Origin of the sequence: Acetobacterium sp. KB-1 (assembly GCF_003260995.1) — a bacterium.
Taxonomy (GTDB): domain Bacteria; phylum Bacillota; class Clostridia; order Eubacteriales; family Eubacteriaceae; genus Acetobacterium; species Acetobacterium carbinolicum.
Genome location: NZ_CP030040.1, coordinates 3,840,771 through 3,857,991, shown reverse-complemented (window position 1 = coordinate 3,857,991; position 17,221 = coordinate 3,840,771). Strand labels below are relative to the sequence as shown.

The 17,221-nt window shown below is 46.2% G+C and carries 14 protein-coding genes and 1 riboswitch; of the genes, 7 read left to right on the top strand and 7 right to left on the bottom strand.

The annotated features are described in order from the left end of the window. Nucleotides 1–23: 23 nt before the first annotated feature. Nucleotides 24–758 carry a glycoside hydrolase family 25 protein gene (locus DOZ58_RS17760; RefSeq protein WP_111889525.1) on the bottom strand — a complete coding sequence of 245 codons (735 nt, stop codon included), beginning with the start codon at nt 756–758 and terminating at the stop codon, nt 24–26. A 129-nt stretch (nt 759–887) separates the two neighbouring features. Here DOZ58_RS17760 and larE point away from each other — a divergent pair, with 129 nt between their 5' ends. Then, nucleotides 888–1,697, top strand: coding sequence for an ATP-dependent sacrificial sulfur transferase LarE (larE, locus tag DOZ58_RS17755; protein WP_111889524.1), 810 nt, complete (start codon nt 888–890; stop codon nt 1,695–1,697). A 189-nt stretch (nt 1,698–1,886) separates the two neighbouring features. Here larE and DOZ58_RS17750 read toward each other — a convergent pair whose 3' ends face one another. The 3 genes from DOZ58_RS17750 to DOZ58_RS17740 all read right to left on the bottom strand — a co-directional run bounded on the left by DOZ58_RS17750 (nt 1,887) and on the right by DOZ58_RS17740 (nt 5,178). Further along, complete coding sequence (locus DOZ58_RS17750) at nt 1,887–3,650, bottom strand: ABC transporter ATP-binding protein (RefSeq protein ID WP_371414217.1); 1,764 nt, start codon at nt 3,648–3,650, stop codon at nt 1,887–1,889. 122 nt (nt 3,651–3,772) lie between these two features. Continuing rightward, nucleotides 3,773–4,714, bottom strand: a complete 942-nt coding sequence (locus tag DOZ58_RS17745) for an SPFH domain-containing protein (RefSeq protein WP_111889522.1) — start codon at nt 4,712–4,714, stop codon at nt 3,773–3,775. Nucleotides 4,715–4,728: 14 nt separating this feature from the next. Beyond that, complete coding sequence (locus DOZ58_RS17740; RefSeq protein ID WP_111889521.1) at nt 4,729–5,178, bottom strand: NfeD family protein; 450 nt, start codon at nt 5,176–5,178, stop codon at nt 4,729–4,731. A 135-nt stretch (nt 5,179–5,313) separates the two neighbouring features. Further along, a riboswitch (cobalamin riboswitch) is annotated at nt 5,314–5,497 on the top strand. Between the two features lie 97 nt (nt 5,498–5,594). Between DOZ58_RS17740 and thiC the strand changes: the two genes are divergently transcribed. From thiC to DOZ58_RS17710, 6 genes are all read left to right on the top strand, one after another. After that, a complete protein-coding gene (gene thiC, locus DOZ58_RS17735; RefSeq protein ID WP_111889520.1) occupies nt 5,595–6,896 on the top strand; it encodes a phosphomethylpyrimidine synthase ThiC in 1,302 nt (433 codons plus the stop codon). 2 nt (nt 6,897–6,898) lie between these two features. Beyond that, nucleotides 6,899–8,182 (top strand): B12 lower ligand biosynthesis ThiC-like protein BzaB, encoded by a 1,284-nt coding sequence (gene bzaB / locus DOZ58_RS17730; RefSeq protein ID WP_111889519.1) that lies wholly within the window; start codon nt 6,899–6,901, stop codon nt 8,180–8,182. Between the two features lie 181 nt (nt 8,183–8,363). Further along, nucleotides 8,364–9,452, top strand: a complete 1,089-nt coding sequence (gene cobT, locus DOZ58_RS17725; protein WP_111889518.1) for a nicotinate-nucleotide--dimethylbenzimidazole phosphoribosyltransferase — start codon at nt 8,364–8,366, stop codon at nt 9,450–9,452. Continuing rightward, nucleotides 9,439–10,485, top strand: a complete 1,047-nt coding sequence (locus tag DOZ58_RS17720) for a class I SAM-dependent methyltransferase (protein WP_242988539.1) — start codon at nt 9,439–9,441, stop codon at nt 10,483–10,485. The genes cobT and DOZ58_RS17720 overlap by 14 nt, the downstream gene beginning before the upstream one ends. 31 nt (nt 10,486–10,516) lie before the next feature. Next, a complete protein-coding gene (gene bzaD, locus DOZ58_RS17715; protein WP_111889516.1) occupies nt 10,517–11,845 on the top strand; it encodes a B12 lower ligand biosynthesis radical SAM protein BzaD in 1,329 nt (442 codons plus the stop codon). After that, complete coding sequence (locus DOZ58_RS17710; RefSeq protein ID WP_111889515.1) at nt 11,842–13,326, top strand: radical SAM protein; 1,485 nt, start codon at nt 11,842–11,844, stop codon at nt 13,324–13,326. Before bzaD ends, DOZ58_RS17710 begins: the two co-directional genes overlap by 4 nt. A gap of 45 nt (nt 13,327–13,371) precedes the next feature. Here the strand turns inward: DOZ58_RS17710 and DOZ58_RS17705 are convergent, their stop codons facing one another. From DOZ58_RS17705 to DOZ58_RS17695, 3 genes are all read right to left on the bottom strand, one after another. Further along, entirely contained in the window at nt 13,372–14,622 is a 1,251-nt protein-coding gene (locus DOZ58_RS17705) for an HlyC/CorC family transporter (RefSeq protein WP_111889514.1), read from the bottom strand. A gap of 176 nt (nt 14,623–14,798) precedes the next feature. Continuing rightward, complete coding sequence (locus DOZ58_RS17700) at nt 14,799–15,980, bottom strand: sugar diacid recognition domain-containing protein (RefSeq protein WP_111889513.1); 1,182 nt, start codon at nt 15,978–15,980, stop codon at nt 14,799–14,801. An 18-nt stretch (nt 15,981–15,998) separates the two neighbouring features. Further along, entirely contained in the window at nt 15,999–17,150 is a 1,152-nt protein-coding gene (locus tag DOZ58_RS17695; protein ID WP_111889512.1) for a glycerate kinase, read from the bottom strand. Between the last annotated feature and the right edge of the window lie 71 nt (nt 17,151–17,221).

The following is a 17,221-nucleotide window of genomic DNA, read 5'->3' as shown; positions in this document are numbered from 1 at the left end:
CGCAATGGCAGCTTTTTGTGGTGTTAAAAGAATTCTTTAATAAATTCTGCGTAGGTACCATTATATAAATTCATGTCAATGAAGGTTTCATCCCCGTCGTAACCGTCCATCATACCCCGATGGCTATATTGCCAGAAGGTAAATTCTTCGCCGTTTGGCAGCGTTTCCGGCCAGCTATTATCCAAATCGACAATCCAGATCGGATAGTCTTTATAGTCGGTCCCGATATACATTTTAAAAATCCGCTGGGTGGTGTAGAGAATCGGCTTAACCTCGTAATAATCTTCCAGTTCTTTTATTAGTTCATCGAGAATGACTTTAACCTGCTCTTTAGGCAAGGCATTATCTTCATAGATCCCATATAGCTCCAAATCGATCACCGGTGGCAGGTTTTTATTTGAAGCCGGTACATTCTCAATAAAATTTCTGGCCTGAACTTTGCCAGTGGTGTCATAATTCAAGAAATGATAGGCCCCGACCTTGAGTTGGGTTTTCTGACTCTCTTCCCAATTCGTCTTAAACTTAGAATCGACAAAATCATCCCCTTCAGTCGCCTTGATAAAAGCAAAATCAATATTCTGAGCAGCCAGCAGTTCCCAGTCGATCTCCCCCTGATAGGCCGATAAATCCACCCCTTTAACCAGATGATCCGCTCTTTTGGTATGATTTAATGTATTGGTGACGCCATAAATGATCAAAATGATGATGATTAACACCCCGATTCCGACTACCAATGAGAGTGCTTTTCTTTTGGTCATTGATTTTCCTCCTTAACTCTTAATAGAAGCATTATAACAAAATAATCACTGGCAGGAAAGTCTCTTAAGGAGTTATAATATAGTTACAGTCCATTTACCGGCTGATCGTCTGCATATAAGGAGAGCGTTATGAATAAACCATTATCCCCAGTTCTTGCTGAAAAACTGGCGACCCTGAAAGAAAATCTTTCCCGCTTCCCCAAGGTCAGCATTGCCTTTTCTGGCGGTGTAGACAGCACGCTATTGCTACAGGTAGCGGTTGACGTACTGGGGAACGCTGTTTTACCCATCACAGTCAATGGTGCCATGCTACCCAGTTCCGAATTTACCGAGTCCCAGGCTTTGGCAAAGGCCATCGGAGCGGTGCCACTGGTGATTGAAGCAGATGTTTTTTCGCTGGAAAATTTTGTCAAAAATCCGGCTGACCGCTGTTACCATTGCAAGAAATTTATTTTTACCCAAATCAAAGATGCCGCCCAGGCTAGAGGCTTTGAAGTCCTCCTGGACGGCTCTAATTGGGACGATATGAAGGATTACCGGCCGGGCATTAAAGCCCTGGGAGAACTGGGTGTCTTTAGCCCTTTAAAAGAATCCGGCCTGACCAAACAGGATATCCGGGATCTGTCAACCTACTACAATCTCCCTACCGCCACCAAACCGGCTATGGCTTGCCTGGCCACCCGAATCCCCACTAATACACCGATCACACCGGAAGCCCTTGCGGCCATTGAAGCTGGGGAAGATTTTCTCAAATCCCTCGGTTTAAGCCAATATCGGCTGCGGCTTTTGGGTGATACAGCAAAAATTGAGTGTGACCCCGACGATTTTGTTGTCATCATCAAAAACCGTCTGTCCCTAATCGACACCCTAAAAAAACTGGGCCTCAAAACCATCACCCTGGATCTGGCCGGCTACAACTGCGGTAATATGAACGGTTGAATAATTTCAGGTTAAAACAACCGTAGTACCGACAATTGTTACATCATGTTGTACGCATCGGGGCGAACATGGTGATAACCTGTTCGATCCCGCAGCGAACAACAGATTAACAAGGATCTGACCCCTAGGTCATTGGTCGGTACGGTAACTGGTTGCCACCTTTATCCAACAACCAAATCCGGCTAACAGCTAAAACTCTTCGTTTAATTCATCCAGCTCCCGGTACATCTGGTAGAGGTCATAGTAGACACCTTCTTCCTGGAGCAGTTCCTCATGGGAACCTTTTTCAACAATCCCATCTTCGGTGAGGACTAAAATCGAATCCGCATTTTTAATGGTGGTCAGCCGATGGGCAATCGTAAAGGTGGTTCGGCCCCGGGTCAGCTCTTTTAAAGATTCCTGAACAATCCGTTCGCTTTCATTATCCAGCGCCGAGGTGGCCTCATCCAAAATCAGAATCGGCGGGTTTTTCAAAAATACCCGGGCAATACTGAGCCGCTGTTTCTGGCCACCGGAAAGCTTAATTCCCCGCTCCCCGATATTGGTATCATAACCCTTGGGGAGCTTTTTTATAAACGCATCGGCGCCGGCATGTTTAGCCGCCTGAATCACGCTTTCCCGGGTGGCATCCGAGCGACCATAACTGATATTTTCATAAACGGTTCCCGAAAAAAGATAAACATCCTGCTGGACAACCCCCACCTGGGTGCGTAAGGAATGCAGGGTCAGGCTTTGAATATCCTGACCGTCGATCAGAATTCGGCCGGAGCTGACATTATAAAATCGGGGAATCAGATGGCACATGGTCGTTTTGCCACTGCCCGAAGGTCCCACAATGGCAATGTTTTCACCAGCTTTAACCGCTACATCAATATGGGAAAGTACCGCATCGCCGCCATCGTTGTATTGAAAGCTCACATCTTCAAAAACAATATCGCCCACAACATTTTTCAGTTCCACTTCATTGGACTGATTTTCATATTCGGTAGGTTCGTCCAGAATTTCGATAAACCGCTCAAACCCGGTCATTCCCCGCTGAAACTGTTCTGCGAATTCAACAATCCGGCGGATGGAGGTTAGTAAGGTGGTGACATACATCAGATAGGCGACATAATCGCCGGGATTAATGGCACCATTGATCATAAAGATTCCTCCGAAAACCACCACCAATAAATACATCAGTCCGTCAAAGAGCCGGGTGGTGGTCTGAAAACCGGCCATATAACGGTAGGTTTGTTTTTTTATTTCAAGAAATTTACTATTTCCTGTCTCAAACTTAATCTCTTCAATATTTTCGTTGGCAAAAGATTTCACAACTCGGATTCCCAAAAGATTATCTTCCACCTGAGCGTTTATTTCACCCGTTTGAACCCGCGACCGTTTAAAGGCAATCCGCATCCGATTCCTGAAATAGGTGGTCGTTAAAAGCATGATCGGCAGGGCGGCAAAAATAATCACTGTCAACCAGATATTAACTGAGCCAAGAATGGCAAATGAAACGCCAATTTTTAAACCGGCAATAAAAAACTCCTCGGGACAATGATGGGCAAATTCCGTCACATCAAAAAGATCAGTGGTGATCCGCGACATCAACTGACCGATTTTGGTGTCGCTATAAAAAGAAAACGACAACTTCTGGAGATGTGAAAAGAGATCCCGGCGCATATCCGTTTCGATTCGGGCGCCCATGACATGGCCCACATCGGCCATAAAGTAGTTAGCCACTCCATCGATAAGCCGCAGTACCAAATATACCAGCCCCAGTTTTAAGATTGTTTCCACCGTCAGACTGGCCAGATCATTGATGGCGGTATTGGTGATAAACCGTACGATCAGGGGCAAAACCAGATCGCATACCGTTGTCAAGGTAGCGCAAAACAGATCCAACAACAGAATCCATTTGTATTTTTGATAATAAGGTATGAAACGTTTGATAAGTTGTGTGTTACTGATTCGCAAAATATTCCTTCTTTCTTAATTGCTACACTTAAAAACTTTGGGCAATTGAAAAACGATTCACGTTTCCCAATTGCCCATTCATGGTCTTTTACTGAAATTTCTTTTATTAACTGATCTTACTGACTGACCTTGCTCTGATCTGTCATGATTTCACTAAGGGATGTTGCCAGACCCGCCAAGCCCTGAATTTCAGAGGGAATAATAATCTTAGTGGCTTTGCCATCAGCTACCTTTTCAAAGGTAGATAAACTCTTAAGGGCAATAACTGACTGAATCGGATTGGCATCATTTAACATCTTGACCCCATTGGCAACCGCTTCCTGAACCTTGACAATGGCTTCTGCTTCACCTTCTGCCCGTCTGATCTGAGCTTCCCGATCCGCTTCGGCACTAAGAATAGCAGCCGCTTTTAAGCCTTCCGCTTGTAAAATTGCCGCTGATTTTTCGCCTTCAGCGACCAGAATGGCACTGGCTTTTTCGCCTTCTGCCTGGAGGATTTTTTCCCGACGTTCCCGCTCTGCCTTCATCTGCCGTTCCATCGCATTCTGGATCGCTTCTGGTGGCATGATGTTTTTAAGTTCTACCCGGTTGATTTTAATCCCCCAGGGATCGGTGGCTTCATCGAGAATTACCCGCATTTTGGTATTAATCACGTCCCGGGATGTCAGTGTTGCATCGAGCTCCATATCACCAATGATGTTACGCAAAGTGGTGGCGGTTAGATTTTCAATGGCTTTCATGGGATTGTCCACCCCATACATATAGAATTTAGGATCGGTAACCTGTAAATAAATTACCGTGTCAATCTGCATCGTAACATTATCCTTGGTAATAACCGGTTGGGGCGGGAAATCCGCGACCCGTTCTTTTAAACTGATTCTTTTTGAAATCCGGTCAAAAATCGGAATTGCGATATGAAAACCGGTCTCCCAGGTGGCATGATAAGCGCCCAATCGTTCCACCACATAGGCATTAGCCTGGGGAACGATCTTCGCATTCACAATAATTACAACAACAAAAATGATAAATAAAACGCCTAAAATAATTAATCCAATCATCTTCTTACCTCCTTTTATTTTATTTCTTCTTCTACCAATTTAACCATGGCTTTAACCCCTTCGATTCCTACCACAGTCACTTTTGCACCAACAGGAATGACTGTATCGTCGTCGACATTTCTGGCAGTCCAAGACTTACCATCAACCTTGATGGCGCCCTGTCCCTTAAGATTATTGATTTCTTCCTCAACAATCCCCTGTTCTTTGAGAATGCGATCAGCATTGGTTGTTATCGTTTTGGGATCCATGTGTTTTTTCAAAAAAGGTTTTGTTCCCAATAATAATCCAACAGAAACCAGAAAGAACAGCGTCATCTGTACCCAAAATGGTGCGCCTAAATAAGCGACGGCCATTGCCACCAGAGAACCAACACAAAACCAGATGGAAACCAGTGCGCCAGCAGTAACCAATTCAACCACCAGAAAAACGACAAATAAAACCAACCAGACAAGAATGATATTCATCTGCTCACCTCCCTCATTCACTTAATTTTATTATAACATAGTTTGTTGTTTTTTTTCTCATGAGTTACACAATCGATTTTTTTTATTTTTTTCTTGCACTTTCATTTTTTAGTGTGTATAATCAAAAGCAAGTAAATAGAAAAGCGAACATATGGTGCCTTAAACATTAAGGAGAATAGGGAATCAGGTGAGAGTCCTGAACGAACCCATCACTGTAAGGGCGGAGCAAACCACAAAAACCACTGTTTTTTTAATGGGAAGGTGTGGCAAAGCGTTAAAACCCCAAGTCAGGAGACCTGCCTATGAATCGATCCTGAATGAACGAAGGTAAAGTTCATGGCTGTTATTTAGAATAAATAACAGCTGTGGACTTTTTTATTTGCCAAAATTTGTTGAGAATCATTCAGGAGGAAACGATGACAATTCTTAAAAAAGCACAAGCCGGTGAGATCACCGCAGAAATGATTTATGTGGCGCAAAAAGAAGGGCTCGATCCCGAAAACATTCGCCAGGGGGTAGCCGTCGGTGAAATCGTCATTCTAAAGAGTTCCCGGCCAAATATCAACCCGGTGGCGGTGGGCAAGGGTCTGTTTACCAAGGTTTCCGCCAGCGTTGGGATGTATGAAATAGATGACACCATCGATGGTGAAATGGCTAAAATCAAACAGGCCGTAAAAGCCGAAGCGGATACGCTGATGGATTTAAGTGTTCGGGGTCCGATTGATGAAATGCGTGAAAAAGTCTTATCCACGGTGGACCGGCCGGTCGGTACCCTACCCCTTTATCAGACCCTGGCTATGGCTCAGGAAAAATATGGCAGTGCTTTAGATATGACCGCGGATGACATGTTCGCGATGATGGAAAAGCATGCCTCCGAAGGCGTCAGCTTTTTAGCCCTGCACTGCGGCACCACCATGGACGTGATCAACCGCGCCAAAGAAGAAGGCCGGATTGATCCACTGGTTAGTTATGGGGGTTCCCATCTGATTGGCTGGATGGTTCACAACCACTGTGAAAATCCCTTTTTTACCCAATATGACCGGGTCCTGGAAATCTGTAAAAAGTATGATGTCGTGCTGAGCTTTGCCGACGGCATGCGCCCCGGCTGTATTGCCGATTCCCTGGACGGCGCCCAGGTTCATGAATTGGTGATCCTCGGCGGTCTGGTTAAAAAGGCCCGGGCGGCCGGGGTTCAAGTGATGGTCAAAGGACCGGGCCATGTGCCCCTGGATCAGATCCAGACCACTGTAAAGTTACAAAAACAACTATGCGGCGGCGCTCCCTACTTTGTCTTCGGCTGTCTGCCCACCGATTCCGGGGCTGGTATGGATCATGTCACTGGCGCCATCGGCGGCGCAATCGCCGCCTATTACGGTGCCGACTTCCTCTGTTACGTCACCCCGGCCGAACATATCGGCATGCCAAATGCCGATGATGTCTATATGGGCGTGATGGCCAGCCGCATCGCCGCCCATGCTGGTGATGTTGGCAAAGGCCATCCGGCAGCGATTGCCTGGGATCTGGAAATGTCCCATGCCCGCCGGGAACTTAATTGGGGCCGGCAGATGGAACTGGCCATCGATACTGAAACCGCCACGAAGGTCTGGAAGGATCGCAGCACCGACTTCGAATCCGAATGCAGCATGTGCGGCGACTTCTGTGCCATGAAAATTGTCGGCAAGTATTTACGAGACGAAAACCAGGAAGCGAGGAACTAATCATGACCCAAATATTAAAAGCTCGACAGGGTAAAATTACCGAAGAAATGGAAATGGTGGCACTCAGCGAAGGCTTCACGCCTGAATTTATCAGAGCCGGAGTAGCTGCCGGCCGGATTGTCATTCCTAAAAATAAATTGCGCAATCGTTCTAAAATCTGCGGCATCGGTGGTGGTCTGGACGTCAAAGTCAACGGTCTGATGGGCACCTCTGGTGATCGGGATGATATGGACATGGAAGTCAAAAAACTAAAAATCATCGAAGCCGCCGGTGCCCACGGTTTTATGGATTTAAGTATGGGTGCCGATATTGATACCATGCGAACCTTAAGTCTAAATAATTCCAACATTGCCGCTGGCTGTGTGCCCGTTTATCAGGCTGCCAAAGAAGCGGCTGATAAACGGGGCCTGATGGTCAATATGACCTCTGATGATCTGTTTGAAGTGGTTGAAAAACAATGTCAGGCCGGTATGGATTTTATGGCCGTGCACTCGGCCCTGAATATGGATCTTCTCAAAATATTAAAAAGAACCGGTCGCGTTGCCGATATCTGTAGCCGTGGTGGATCCTTGCTAACTGGCTGGATGTTCCATAACGATAAAGAAAATCCTCTTTATGCCGAATTTGACCGACTGCTGGAGATTCTCAAAGCGACCGATACGGTACTTAGCATCGGCGACGCCATTCGACCCGGTGCCAATGCTGATTCTCTGGATCAGGCCCACCTGCGCGGCTTAATGGTCGCTGGTGAGCTGACCAAACGGGCCCTGGCGGCCGGGGTTCAGGTGATGGTGGAAGGTCCCGGCCATGTGCCACTAAACCATATTCCCTCAGCGATGCTACTGCAAAAACGACTCTGTTACGATGTACCCTACTATATTTTAGGCTTCCTGGCCACCGATATTGCTCCCGGATATGACAATATTACGGGTTCGATCGGCGGTGCCTTTGCCGGCATGCACGGGGCTGATTTCCTTTGTTACCTGACCCCAGCCGAACACCTGGGTCTGCCCAATGAGGAAGATGTCCGCATCGGTGTCGAAACGACCCGGATCGCCGCCAATGCGGCCAATGTCTTAAAGCGCGGCGGCGCGGCCTGGAACCGCGATCTGGCGATGTCCCGGGCCCGGGTTTCCCGCAATCAGGAAGAACAGATCAAAAACGCCATCAATCAAGCCAATCTGATCGCTGCCTTTGCGGCTCAAAAGCCTTCCCATGGTTGTGCTGTCTGTGCCGACAGTAAATGTCCGGCGGATGTCGCGGCGGAGTTTTTTGGGATATCCTAAACGAGTAAACCCTTTGTGACGGGTAGCTTACCCGCCCCACGAAAAAACAAGCGTTTATTATCCAAAAGCGTCACCCATCATTCCGTAAGGGTTTGTAATACAAGCCCTTACAAGCCTCACCAATATAGTGATAAAATCAATCGTACGTTTCATTTATTACTAAGTAGAAAGGATAATTACCATGATCGAAACCAAATATACCTTAACACACGTCATCGACCATACCGAACCGGCTGACCCCAAGTGGCGTCAGGCCGCCCGCGATCATATAGAAAAATTAGCGATTCCGCCCTGGAGTCTCGGTCAGCTGCTGGTTGTCGCTGAACAGTTGGCCGGGATTCAACGCACCATCCGACCCAATGTCGATAAAAAAATGGTCATCACCATGGCCGGAGATCACGGTGTGGTGGCCGAAGGGGTTTCTGCCTTCCCTCAGGAGGTGACTCCACAGATGGTGGAAAACTTTGTCAAAGGCGGAGCGGGCATTAATATTTTAGCCAAAGCCGCTGGCGCCGAAGTGATTGTCGTTGATATGGGCGTCGCTGTGGATATGCCCGAACTGGTTTCACAAGGCGCCATCATTGACTGCAAGATCGCCCATGGCACCAAAAACTTTTATCAGGAACCGGCAATGACCCGGGAACAAGCCATTGCTGCGCTGGAAGCCGGGATCAATGTGGCTTCCAAGGTGATCAAAGAACAGGGGATCAATCTGCTGGCTACCGGCGATATGGGGATTGGCAACACGACCCCCAGCGCCGCTATTTTAGCGGTTATGGCCGAATATCCGGTTTCATCAGTAACCGGCCGGGGCACCGGCATTGATAACGCCACCTTGCTCAACAAGATCAAAGTGATCCGGGAATCGATCAATCGCCATCAACCCGATAAAACCGATCCCATTGATGTCCTTTCCAAAGTCGGGGGCTTCGAGATTGCCGGGATTGCCGGCGTAATCCTGGGGGCTGCTTTTAATCAGGTGCCGGTTCTGGTGGACGGCTTTATTTCCACCGCTGGTGCGCTGATCGCCAAGGCCCTATGTCCCCAATCGCTGGATTATATGATTCCCTCCCATCAGAGTGAAGAACCGGGGCATCAGCTAATGTGGCAAGCCCTGGGCTTACGCCCCCTGCTTAACCTCAATTTCAGATTAGGAGAAGGCACCGGGGCAGCGGTGGCGATGCACCTGGTGGAATCCTCGGCCCGGGTCATCTGCGACGTCTTAACCTTTACTGACGCAGGAGTAACCAATGGTCATGAAGGGGTATGATCCCCAAACCAACGGCGGCCAGTATTTAGAAGACCTGGCCACCGCTTACTGGGTTTCCGATGCGCTGTTCACTGCTTTGGAAATGGATCTTTTTCAAACCATCGATGATTTCGGGATCCGCGGCGCCAGTCTCTTAGAACTCGCCCCAAAACTGGGGGCCAACGAAAGCGCCCTGGAACGTTACCTGGCACTTCTAAACAGTCTTGGTCTAGTAGGATGCTACCAAAATGTTTATTATAACCAATTGATTACCAAAGAATATTTACTAATAGCGAGTCCGCTTTATCAGGGCGACTCGCTGCTGTGGCGTAAAAATCTTACTGATGACTGGAATACGCTTAAAGCTTCGCTGACTGCTGGTGGTCGGGTCAACTTTCTGCCGGCGGATATCAGCGAAGAAGAACTTAACCTGCGCCGGGCTAAATACATCAAAGCCATGGACAACGTGGCCAAGTTAAAAGCCCGCGACTGCACCACCTTTTTTACCGAACTCAGCGGTGATATTCTGGATGTGGGAACCGGCTCCGGAGCTATGGCACTGGCCTTTTTAGAAGCCTTTCCGGGCACTCGTGCCACCCTGCTCGACATTGTGCAGATGCTTCCTCAAACTCAAAAACTTGTCGATGCCACCGCCTACGCAGATCGGGTTAACTACCACCCCGCTAATATTCTGGAACCACAATGGGGTCTTGCCAAAAAATATCGGTTGATCATTCTTTCTAATATTATTCACGCCTACGCCGAGTCGGAAAACGAACAGGTTTTAAAAACCGCAGCCAGCCATTTGAGTGATGATGGCATCATCCTGATCCATGATTTTTTTAATGAGCATGATCCGGTCAAGGCTCACCTGACCGATATCAATATGTTTTTAAACACCTACAATGGCAAAGTTTTTTCCGGAGCCTGGGTAATTGCCGAGCTTAAAAAAAATGATCTACTCACCTCATCGCTGATTCCTCTGGCCACCGACACCGCCCTGATCTTTGCTGCCCGAAGCCAGATGGCACTGGATACCATTTATTTTAAATAATTATTATCGTTAACCAAATCAAGGAGAAACCATGAAAATACTTTTCATCCAAGCCCTCTCAATGGAGGGTATCGACATCGAGCGGGTTTATCCCATTGGGATCGTCGTGCTGGCATCTCAGGTCGAGCGGCAAACCAATCATGATCTGCAGCTTTTTGACATGAATATGGCCATCGATCCCTATGGCGATTTACGCTTACAACTGGATACCTATCAGCCGGACGTGGTCTGTCTGTCGCTACGAAATATTGATCCTTTGGGTAATAAAACCTCGTCGTTGATTCCCGGCTTTGCCGTTACCCTGGCTTTTATTAAACGCTACGCGGCTGATACCAAAATCTTAGTCGGTGGAACCGGTTTTTCGCTATTCCCGGAACGGCTGATGCGCGAATATCCGGAAATTGACTTCGGCGTGACCGGCGAGGCCGAAAAAATCATTGTGCCACTACTGGAAAATCTCAATAACCCGCCCCACCTCCCAGGGCTCTGCTACCGCGAAAACAAAGCGGTCTTGATCGTCCCACCGGTGGGTGATTATGATATGCTGGATTACGTGATGCCCAACCGCGATCTGCTTGATCCCCGCCCCTACCTCACCGTTAATAAATATGTGGAAAGTATCGGCGTGGAAACCAAACGGGGCTGCTGTTTTAGCTGCGGCTACTGTTCCTATCCGCTCCTGCAGGGCTCTAAAATGCGTTGCCGCACCCCTGAAGCGGTGGTCGATGAAATCCAGTTTCTCTACGAAACATACGGTGTCACCCGGATCCACTTCACCGATTCGGTGGTCAATATTCCGGTGGATCACCTCGATACAATCTGCGCTGAAATCATCCGGCGAGGTTTAAAAATTAACTGGAGCGGTTTTTTTCGCGAAAACCTGTTAACCGAGGAAAACGTCGCCCTCTATACCCAATCCGGCTGCGAATGCTTTTCCCTGTCCCCCGACGGCCTGAGCCAAACGGCCCTGGATGCCATGGATAAGCATATGCGTGTCCAGGATATCCTCGACACTGCTCAGGTGTTGGCAGGCAGCGGTGTGGTCACAGTTTATCACTTCCTCGTCAATACCCCCGGGGATACCGCCGCAACCCAGCAGCAAGCCAGGGACCTCATCGATGCGATTTACGAGATCCATCACGCTTCCAAAACCCTGGGTACCATTGTACTCAATAATATCCGTATTTTACCGGGCACCAAGGTAGAACAACAGGCTCTGGCAAACGGGGTGATCACCCCGGAAACCGATCTGCTCTACCCCACCTACTATAACCCGGCGCCCTTTGACCGGGTCCGCTATGATCTGGAAATCTATCATACCAAAAAAAATATCTTTATGTGGCAGGAGGTCACCTCATGAATGTCATTCTTTTAGAACATCCCCGCTCCTACGGCGACGACCGCTGTAACGATATTGCCAACGCCCCCCTTTCAGCCTGCTTGAACACCGGCTATATTGGCGGCATGCTGGCCGCCAACAACATTGATGTGACAATTGTGGACGGCTATCTGGAACAGCTGGATTATCCGGCCATTGAAGAGCAAATAGCAACGCTAACGCCCACGATTTTAGGGATTCACCTGGTTTATCACTGGGAGGACAACAAAACCCTTTATCAGTTTATTAAGCACATCAAACAAACCTATGGCATTGCTTATGTCTGCGTTTATGGTTTTTACCCCACCTTTGCCTATGAAGAAATTCTTAACCGCTGTCCGGCCATTGACTCAGCCCTGTTAGGCGAAGCTGAACTGACTTTCTTGACGCTGGCCGAAAATTTCCCCACCGTTCCCCAGTCGGGAATCGCCACACGCACCACTAATGGCATTGTCGCGACCCGAGGCGAGGTTGTTACGGATGTGGATTCATTGCCCTTTCCTCTGCGCAGCACCAGCTCCTATTCTTTTGGCGAGGTCAATATTTCCGGTAGCCGGGGCTGTTACGGTGGCTGTACTTTTTGTTATATCAACCCCTACTACGGCGATACAAAACGGAAATGGCGGGGCCGAAGTCCGGAGAACATTATCACCGAAATCGATACAATAATGAAGCAAACCGATATCCGCTACTTTTATTTTATGGACCCCAACTTCTACGGTCCCGGTCGCGCTGGAAAAGAGCGGGTCCTAAAACTGGCCCATCTTTTAAAAGAACGCCACATCCACTTTGGCATTGAAGCGCGGGCCAACGATATCGAAGAAGAAACCATCAAAGCCCTGACTGACGCCGGTCTTAAACACATTTTAATCGGTCTGGAAAGCGGCCTTGATGAAGCGCTGAAACGGCTTAATAAGCTGACCACCGTGGCTGATAATGAACAGGCTCTGGAAATCCTCCGGAAATACGGCATCGAACCCAGCGTCGGTTTTATTATGTTTGAACCGGACTCGACCCTGGAAGATCTGAAAGTCAACTACGATTTTTTAAAACGAAACGCTCTACTGGATAAGCTGGAAATCAGCGTTAATGTACTCTATCATCATATGATTATTCTTAAGGGTAGCTCCTCCTACAAAGCCCTCCAGGATCAGGGGCGGCTAAATATTTCCCCTCACTCCACCTATGAGGCAGATACTGATTATCTTAACCCAAGGGTGGCGATGTTAGCCGGGATGATGAGAGACATGACTAATCATATTTTTTCCTATATGAAAGATACCTGGGAACTGAGCTTTAAGAAAGATCCGGTAATTCTGGAAAAATATCGTCTGATCAATCAGCTGCTGATTCAATCCTTTGAAGATTATCTTTACTTACTAAAAAACAGAGAAATCACTATTGATCAACGAAACAGTTTTGTGGATACCTTTAATCATACCGTTGATGGAATTATGGCATAAAAAACGCCTAAAGGGAAATCCCTTTAGGCATTTTTTTATCTGATTTTATTCAGACTCAATTATTTCATTTCTAACAACATTTATCTCAATCACGTGACGTTCGTCCGACTTGGTAATGGTGAAGGTCAGATTTTCAAACTCAAAGGATTCACCCACATTGGGAACGCGATCCAGAAATTCAACAATCCAACCACCTACCGTGATCACGTCAAAATCATCATCCATATCAAAAAGATCAAACATTTTTCCCAGATTTGCTTTTCCTAAAATCCGATATTCGTCTTTGGATATTTTTACAAATTCATCGATGACCTCATCATGTTCGTCCCAGATTTCACCAACCAGTTCTTCAATGACATCTTCAAGGGTGACAATACCAGCGGTTCCGCCATATTCGTCGGAAACGACAGCAATATGGCATTTTTTCTGCTGGAGCAGCGTTAGCAACTTGGAAATTTTCATATTTGGAGTGATAAAGACCACCGGGCTGATGATTTCTTCCAGACTGCTGTTGCCATTGGCCACATAATGGGTAAAATCCTTATAACTGATAAAACCGATAATCTGATCAATGGTCCCCTGATAAACTGGCAGCCGGGAAAAACCAGTTTCAAAAAACAACTTGGTAATATCCTCCTTGGGATTATCCACATCAATAGCGACCACATCCACCCGATGGGTCAGGATATCATCCACATCCAGGTCATTGAACTCGATCGCACTGCGAATCAATTCTCCATCCTGAAGATCGATGCCACCATCATTTTCTGCTTCTTCCACAATGGTCAGCAGTTCTTCTTCGGTCATGCTGCGTTCATCATTAACCTTAAACAATTTATCAAGCATTTTTTTCCATAACATAAATAAAAAGTTCACTGGTGTTAATATAAACATCAGAAACCGAATAAAAGGAGCCGCAAACATGGCAAAACTTTCAGGTGAATCTTTAGCCAGACTTTTAGGTGAAATTTCACCAAAAATAAGTACCAGTACGGTCATCACCGCCGTTGAAATGGTCACTCCGGCATTGCCGAAATAGCGAACAAAAACCACCGTAGCAATTGATGCTGAAGCAATGTTGACAATATTATTCCCGATCAGAATTGTCGATAATAAAACGTCAAATCGATCAGAAAGTGCCAAAACCTGAGCCGCTCTTTTGTTTCCGTCTTTGGCCAAATTTTTTATGCGAATACGATTAATGGAGGTAAAAGCCGTTTCCGTCGCCGAAAAATATGCTGACATCAGCAGCATCACCACTAGAACTGCAATAAAACCTATAACACTACTGTCCATTGACTAAGATTCCTCCCAGTAAACAGATTCGTCAGTGGTCACGCTCTCCGATTTGATAAGTTGTGTCATTTTTGTCTCAGATAATGGTACGTCGTCCAATTCTATTCCTCTTTCAAATATTATTTGTCACTATGATATCATATTTTTAGTTACAATTCCATAATATCTGATAAATTTTACCTAATTGGCGAATCTTTAAACTTTTTTAATTTTTCGTAATGGTTGAGAATAATCATAAACAGCAGATTGTCGTGACCATTACACTTGAGGGAAAAACCAAGGCATTCTTCCATTTTATTTTTTCTGAAAATAACCGTATTTTTGTGGACAAATAAATCTTCGGCCACCTGTTCAAAGTGAAAATGATAATCAAATATTTTGCGCATCGTAATCATCGCTTCTTCGGTGCCTTTGCCGAAATATTTCTGAATTTTTTGAATATAGGGTTCAATAACCAGGGTATAGGCTTCTTTGTCCAGTTGATTATAAAGACGCCATAAATAATGGTGATGAGAGAAATACACAGGTTGATTTTTCTTATAAATGCCGCTGCGATACATACCATAGGCTTCACCATAGGATTTCACGTAGCCCTTGACGCCCAGATAATAACCGCCCACAAAACATTGCATATTTTTAGCATCCGCAGCATTTTTCATAACGTCCAGATAGGTACTAATGGTCTTTTCTACCTCCCAGGGTTCTGTTCTCTTGAGCGTTTTGAAAACTAAAATAAAACCGCCGGACATCACCGACGAAATATCGTCTTTTAAATGACTGTCTGACAGCTTAATCTGGTTGAGGATTTTTTCAAGCTTTCCTTTTTCAGACGTTTTATGATCAATCCCAAAACTTAAAATTACCGCCACTCGACAACTTTCCATACTATAGCCGATGCGCTCGCCCCAATCCGCAATTTCTTCTTCACTGATGCTTTGCTGATCACTGATCAAAGTGTTTAAAAAGATTTCTTTATCGTTGCGATGGGAATAGAAGCGGTTCATCGTTTCTTGCTGTTCAATGATCAATTCTGCGGTCATCTTCACCAGTTTCCCAATGTTTCGGACCTCATCCGGGTCTCCAGTTATTCCAACGACGCCAATGACTTCTCCACCTTTATCCACAATAGGCAAATTAATCCCCGGCTTCACACCCCGAAGTTCTATTGATTGTGTATCAGTCACCTCACAGGTAATCCCGTTTTGAATGGCAAACATGGCTGTTTCATGGAAGCTTCCAAGTCTGTCCGGCGAACCACTCCCAATTATAATTGCATTTTTATTCATAACATTGATGTTATAACCAAGGGTGTTCATAACTTCATCGGCAATTTTTTGGGCAATTTTCTTATCCAGCATCGCCCCACTCCTTTTATTCTATCTCATATTTTGCGGAAGCATGCATACAATTGCCAGAAAACGAAAAAGGTTATCGATCGTTTTCGCCAATAACTGGGGCGCATTTTGCATATGCCAGACCAACCCGCGGTCGTTACTAAAGATGGCAAAGGCGGCCACCACCCCACAATTGTAAATCGCTTCATAACCATCATCTAACGCTCCTGAGATCACTACCACCGGAATATTTAGATTTTTTCCCCGTTTTCCAACGCCGGAAATCACCTTGCCCATCACACTTTGGGCATCGGTTTTCCCTTCTCCGGTAATGATCATATCGGCTCCGTCAATTGCCGCTTCAAAACCAATTTCATCCAGAACAATATCCAATCCGGATTTCAACTGGCTTTTAAATAAAGCCACCAATGGTAATGCCATACCGCCGGCGGCGCCAATTCCTTTTAGCTTGACCAATTTCCTGGCTGTTTTTTTCTCAAGAAGTTGTCCAAACATACTGAGTCCCTGATCCAGAAATATCACCATCTCGCTGTTGGCACCTTTTTGAGGACCATAGATTGCCGCCGCCCCTTGAACGCCACAAAGAACATTATCAACATCACAAGCAATGACTATTTCCACCTCTTGCAATGCGGGCTTAACCTGGCTGGTATCAATTGTCCTCACCCGGCTTAAATTTTCGCCGACAGGGGCCAACAATTCCATATTTTGATCATAAAATCGGACCCCCAAAGCATTGGCAACTCCCAGACCGCCATCATTAGTCGCGCTGCCCCCTAAACCAAGGATAATTTTGTGGCAACCCCGCCTGATTGCATCCGCAATCATTTCCCCGGTACCATAGGTACTCGTTTTTAACGGATTGCGTTCATCATCTGCTAAAAGCGGCAAGCCGGAAGCAGCCGACATTTCAATAACCGCTACTTCACCGTTTAAAATGCCGTAGATTGCGGTTATTTCTCTGAATAAAGGGTCTTTCGTTTTGATTTTTATGATCTCACCAGATTGATGCCTGACCAGTGCCTCTACCAGACCTTCTCCTCCATCCGAAATGGGAATTTTTACGATCTTAGCTGTCGGCATAATTTTAAGAATTGAACCTTCAACGATATCACAAACCTCAGTAGCTGACATGGATCCTTTAAAAGAGTCCGGAGCAATCACTATTTTCATTTTGTGCTCTCCTCTAAATTATATTTTTTATGTCTCAAAAACAATAGCATGGGTAAACAGGAAAACCCATG

What these genes read in the sequence shown, in the direction of transcription:
- DOZ58_RS17705 (WP_111889514.1), bottom strand. Translation starts at nt 14,622, where the DNA reads ATGGACAGTAGTGTTATAGGTTTTATTGCAGTTCTAGTGGTGATGCTG.
- DOZ58_RS17695 (WP_111889512.1), bottom strand. Translation starts at nt 17,150, where the DNA reads ATGAAAATAGTGATTGCTCCGGACTCTTTTAAAGGATCCATGTCAGCT.
- bzaD (WP_111889516.1), top strand. Translation starts at nt 10,517, where the DNA reads ATGAAAATACTTTTCATCCAAGCCCTCTCAATGGAGGGTATCGACATC.
- bzaB (WP_111889519.1), top strand. Translation starts at nt 6,899, where the DNA reads ATGACCCAAATATTAAAAGCTCGACAGGGTAAAATTACCGAAGAAATG.
- DOZ58_RS17720 (WP_242988539.1), top strand. Translation starts at nt 9,439, where the DNA reads ATGAAGGGGTATGATCCCCAAACCAACGGCGGCCAGTATTTAGAAGAC.
- DOZ58_RS17760 (WP_111889525.1), bottom strand. Translation starts at nt 758, where the DNA reads ATGACCAAAAGAAAAGCACTCTCATTGGTAGTCGGAATCGGGGTGTTA.
- DOZ58_RS17745 (WP_111889522.1), bottom strand. Translation starts at nt 4,714, where the DNA reads ATGATTGGATTAATTATTTTAGGCGTTTTATTTATCATTTTTGTTGTT.
- larE (WP_111889524.1), top strand. Translation starts at nt 888, where the DNA reads ATGAATAAACCATTATCCCCAGTTCTTGCTGAAAAACTGGCGACCCTG.
- DOZ58_RS17710 (WP_111889515.1), top strand. Translation starts at nt 11,842, where the DNA reads ATGAATGTCATTCTTTTAGAACATCCCCGCTCCTACGGCGACGACCGC.
- cobT (WP_111889518.1), top strand. Translation starts at nt 8,364, where the DNA reads ATGATCGAAACCAAATATACCTTAACACACGTCATCGACCATACCGAA.
- DOZ58_RS17700 (WP_111889513.1), bottom strand. Translation starts at nt 15,980, where the DNA reads ATGCTGGATAAGAAAATTGCCCAAAAAATTGCCGATGAAGTTATGAAC.
- thiC (WP_111889520.1), top strand. Translation starts at nt 5,595, where the DNA reads ATGACAATTCTTAAAAAAGCACAAGCCGGTGAGATCACCGCAGAAATG.
- DOZ58_RS17740 (WP_111889521.1), bottom strand. Translation starts at nt 5,178, where the DNA reads ATGAATATCATTCTTGTCTGGTTGGTTTTATTTGTCGTTTTTCTGGTG.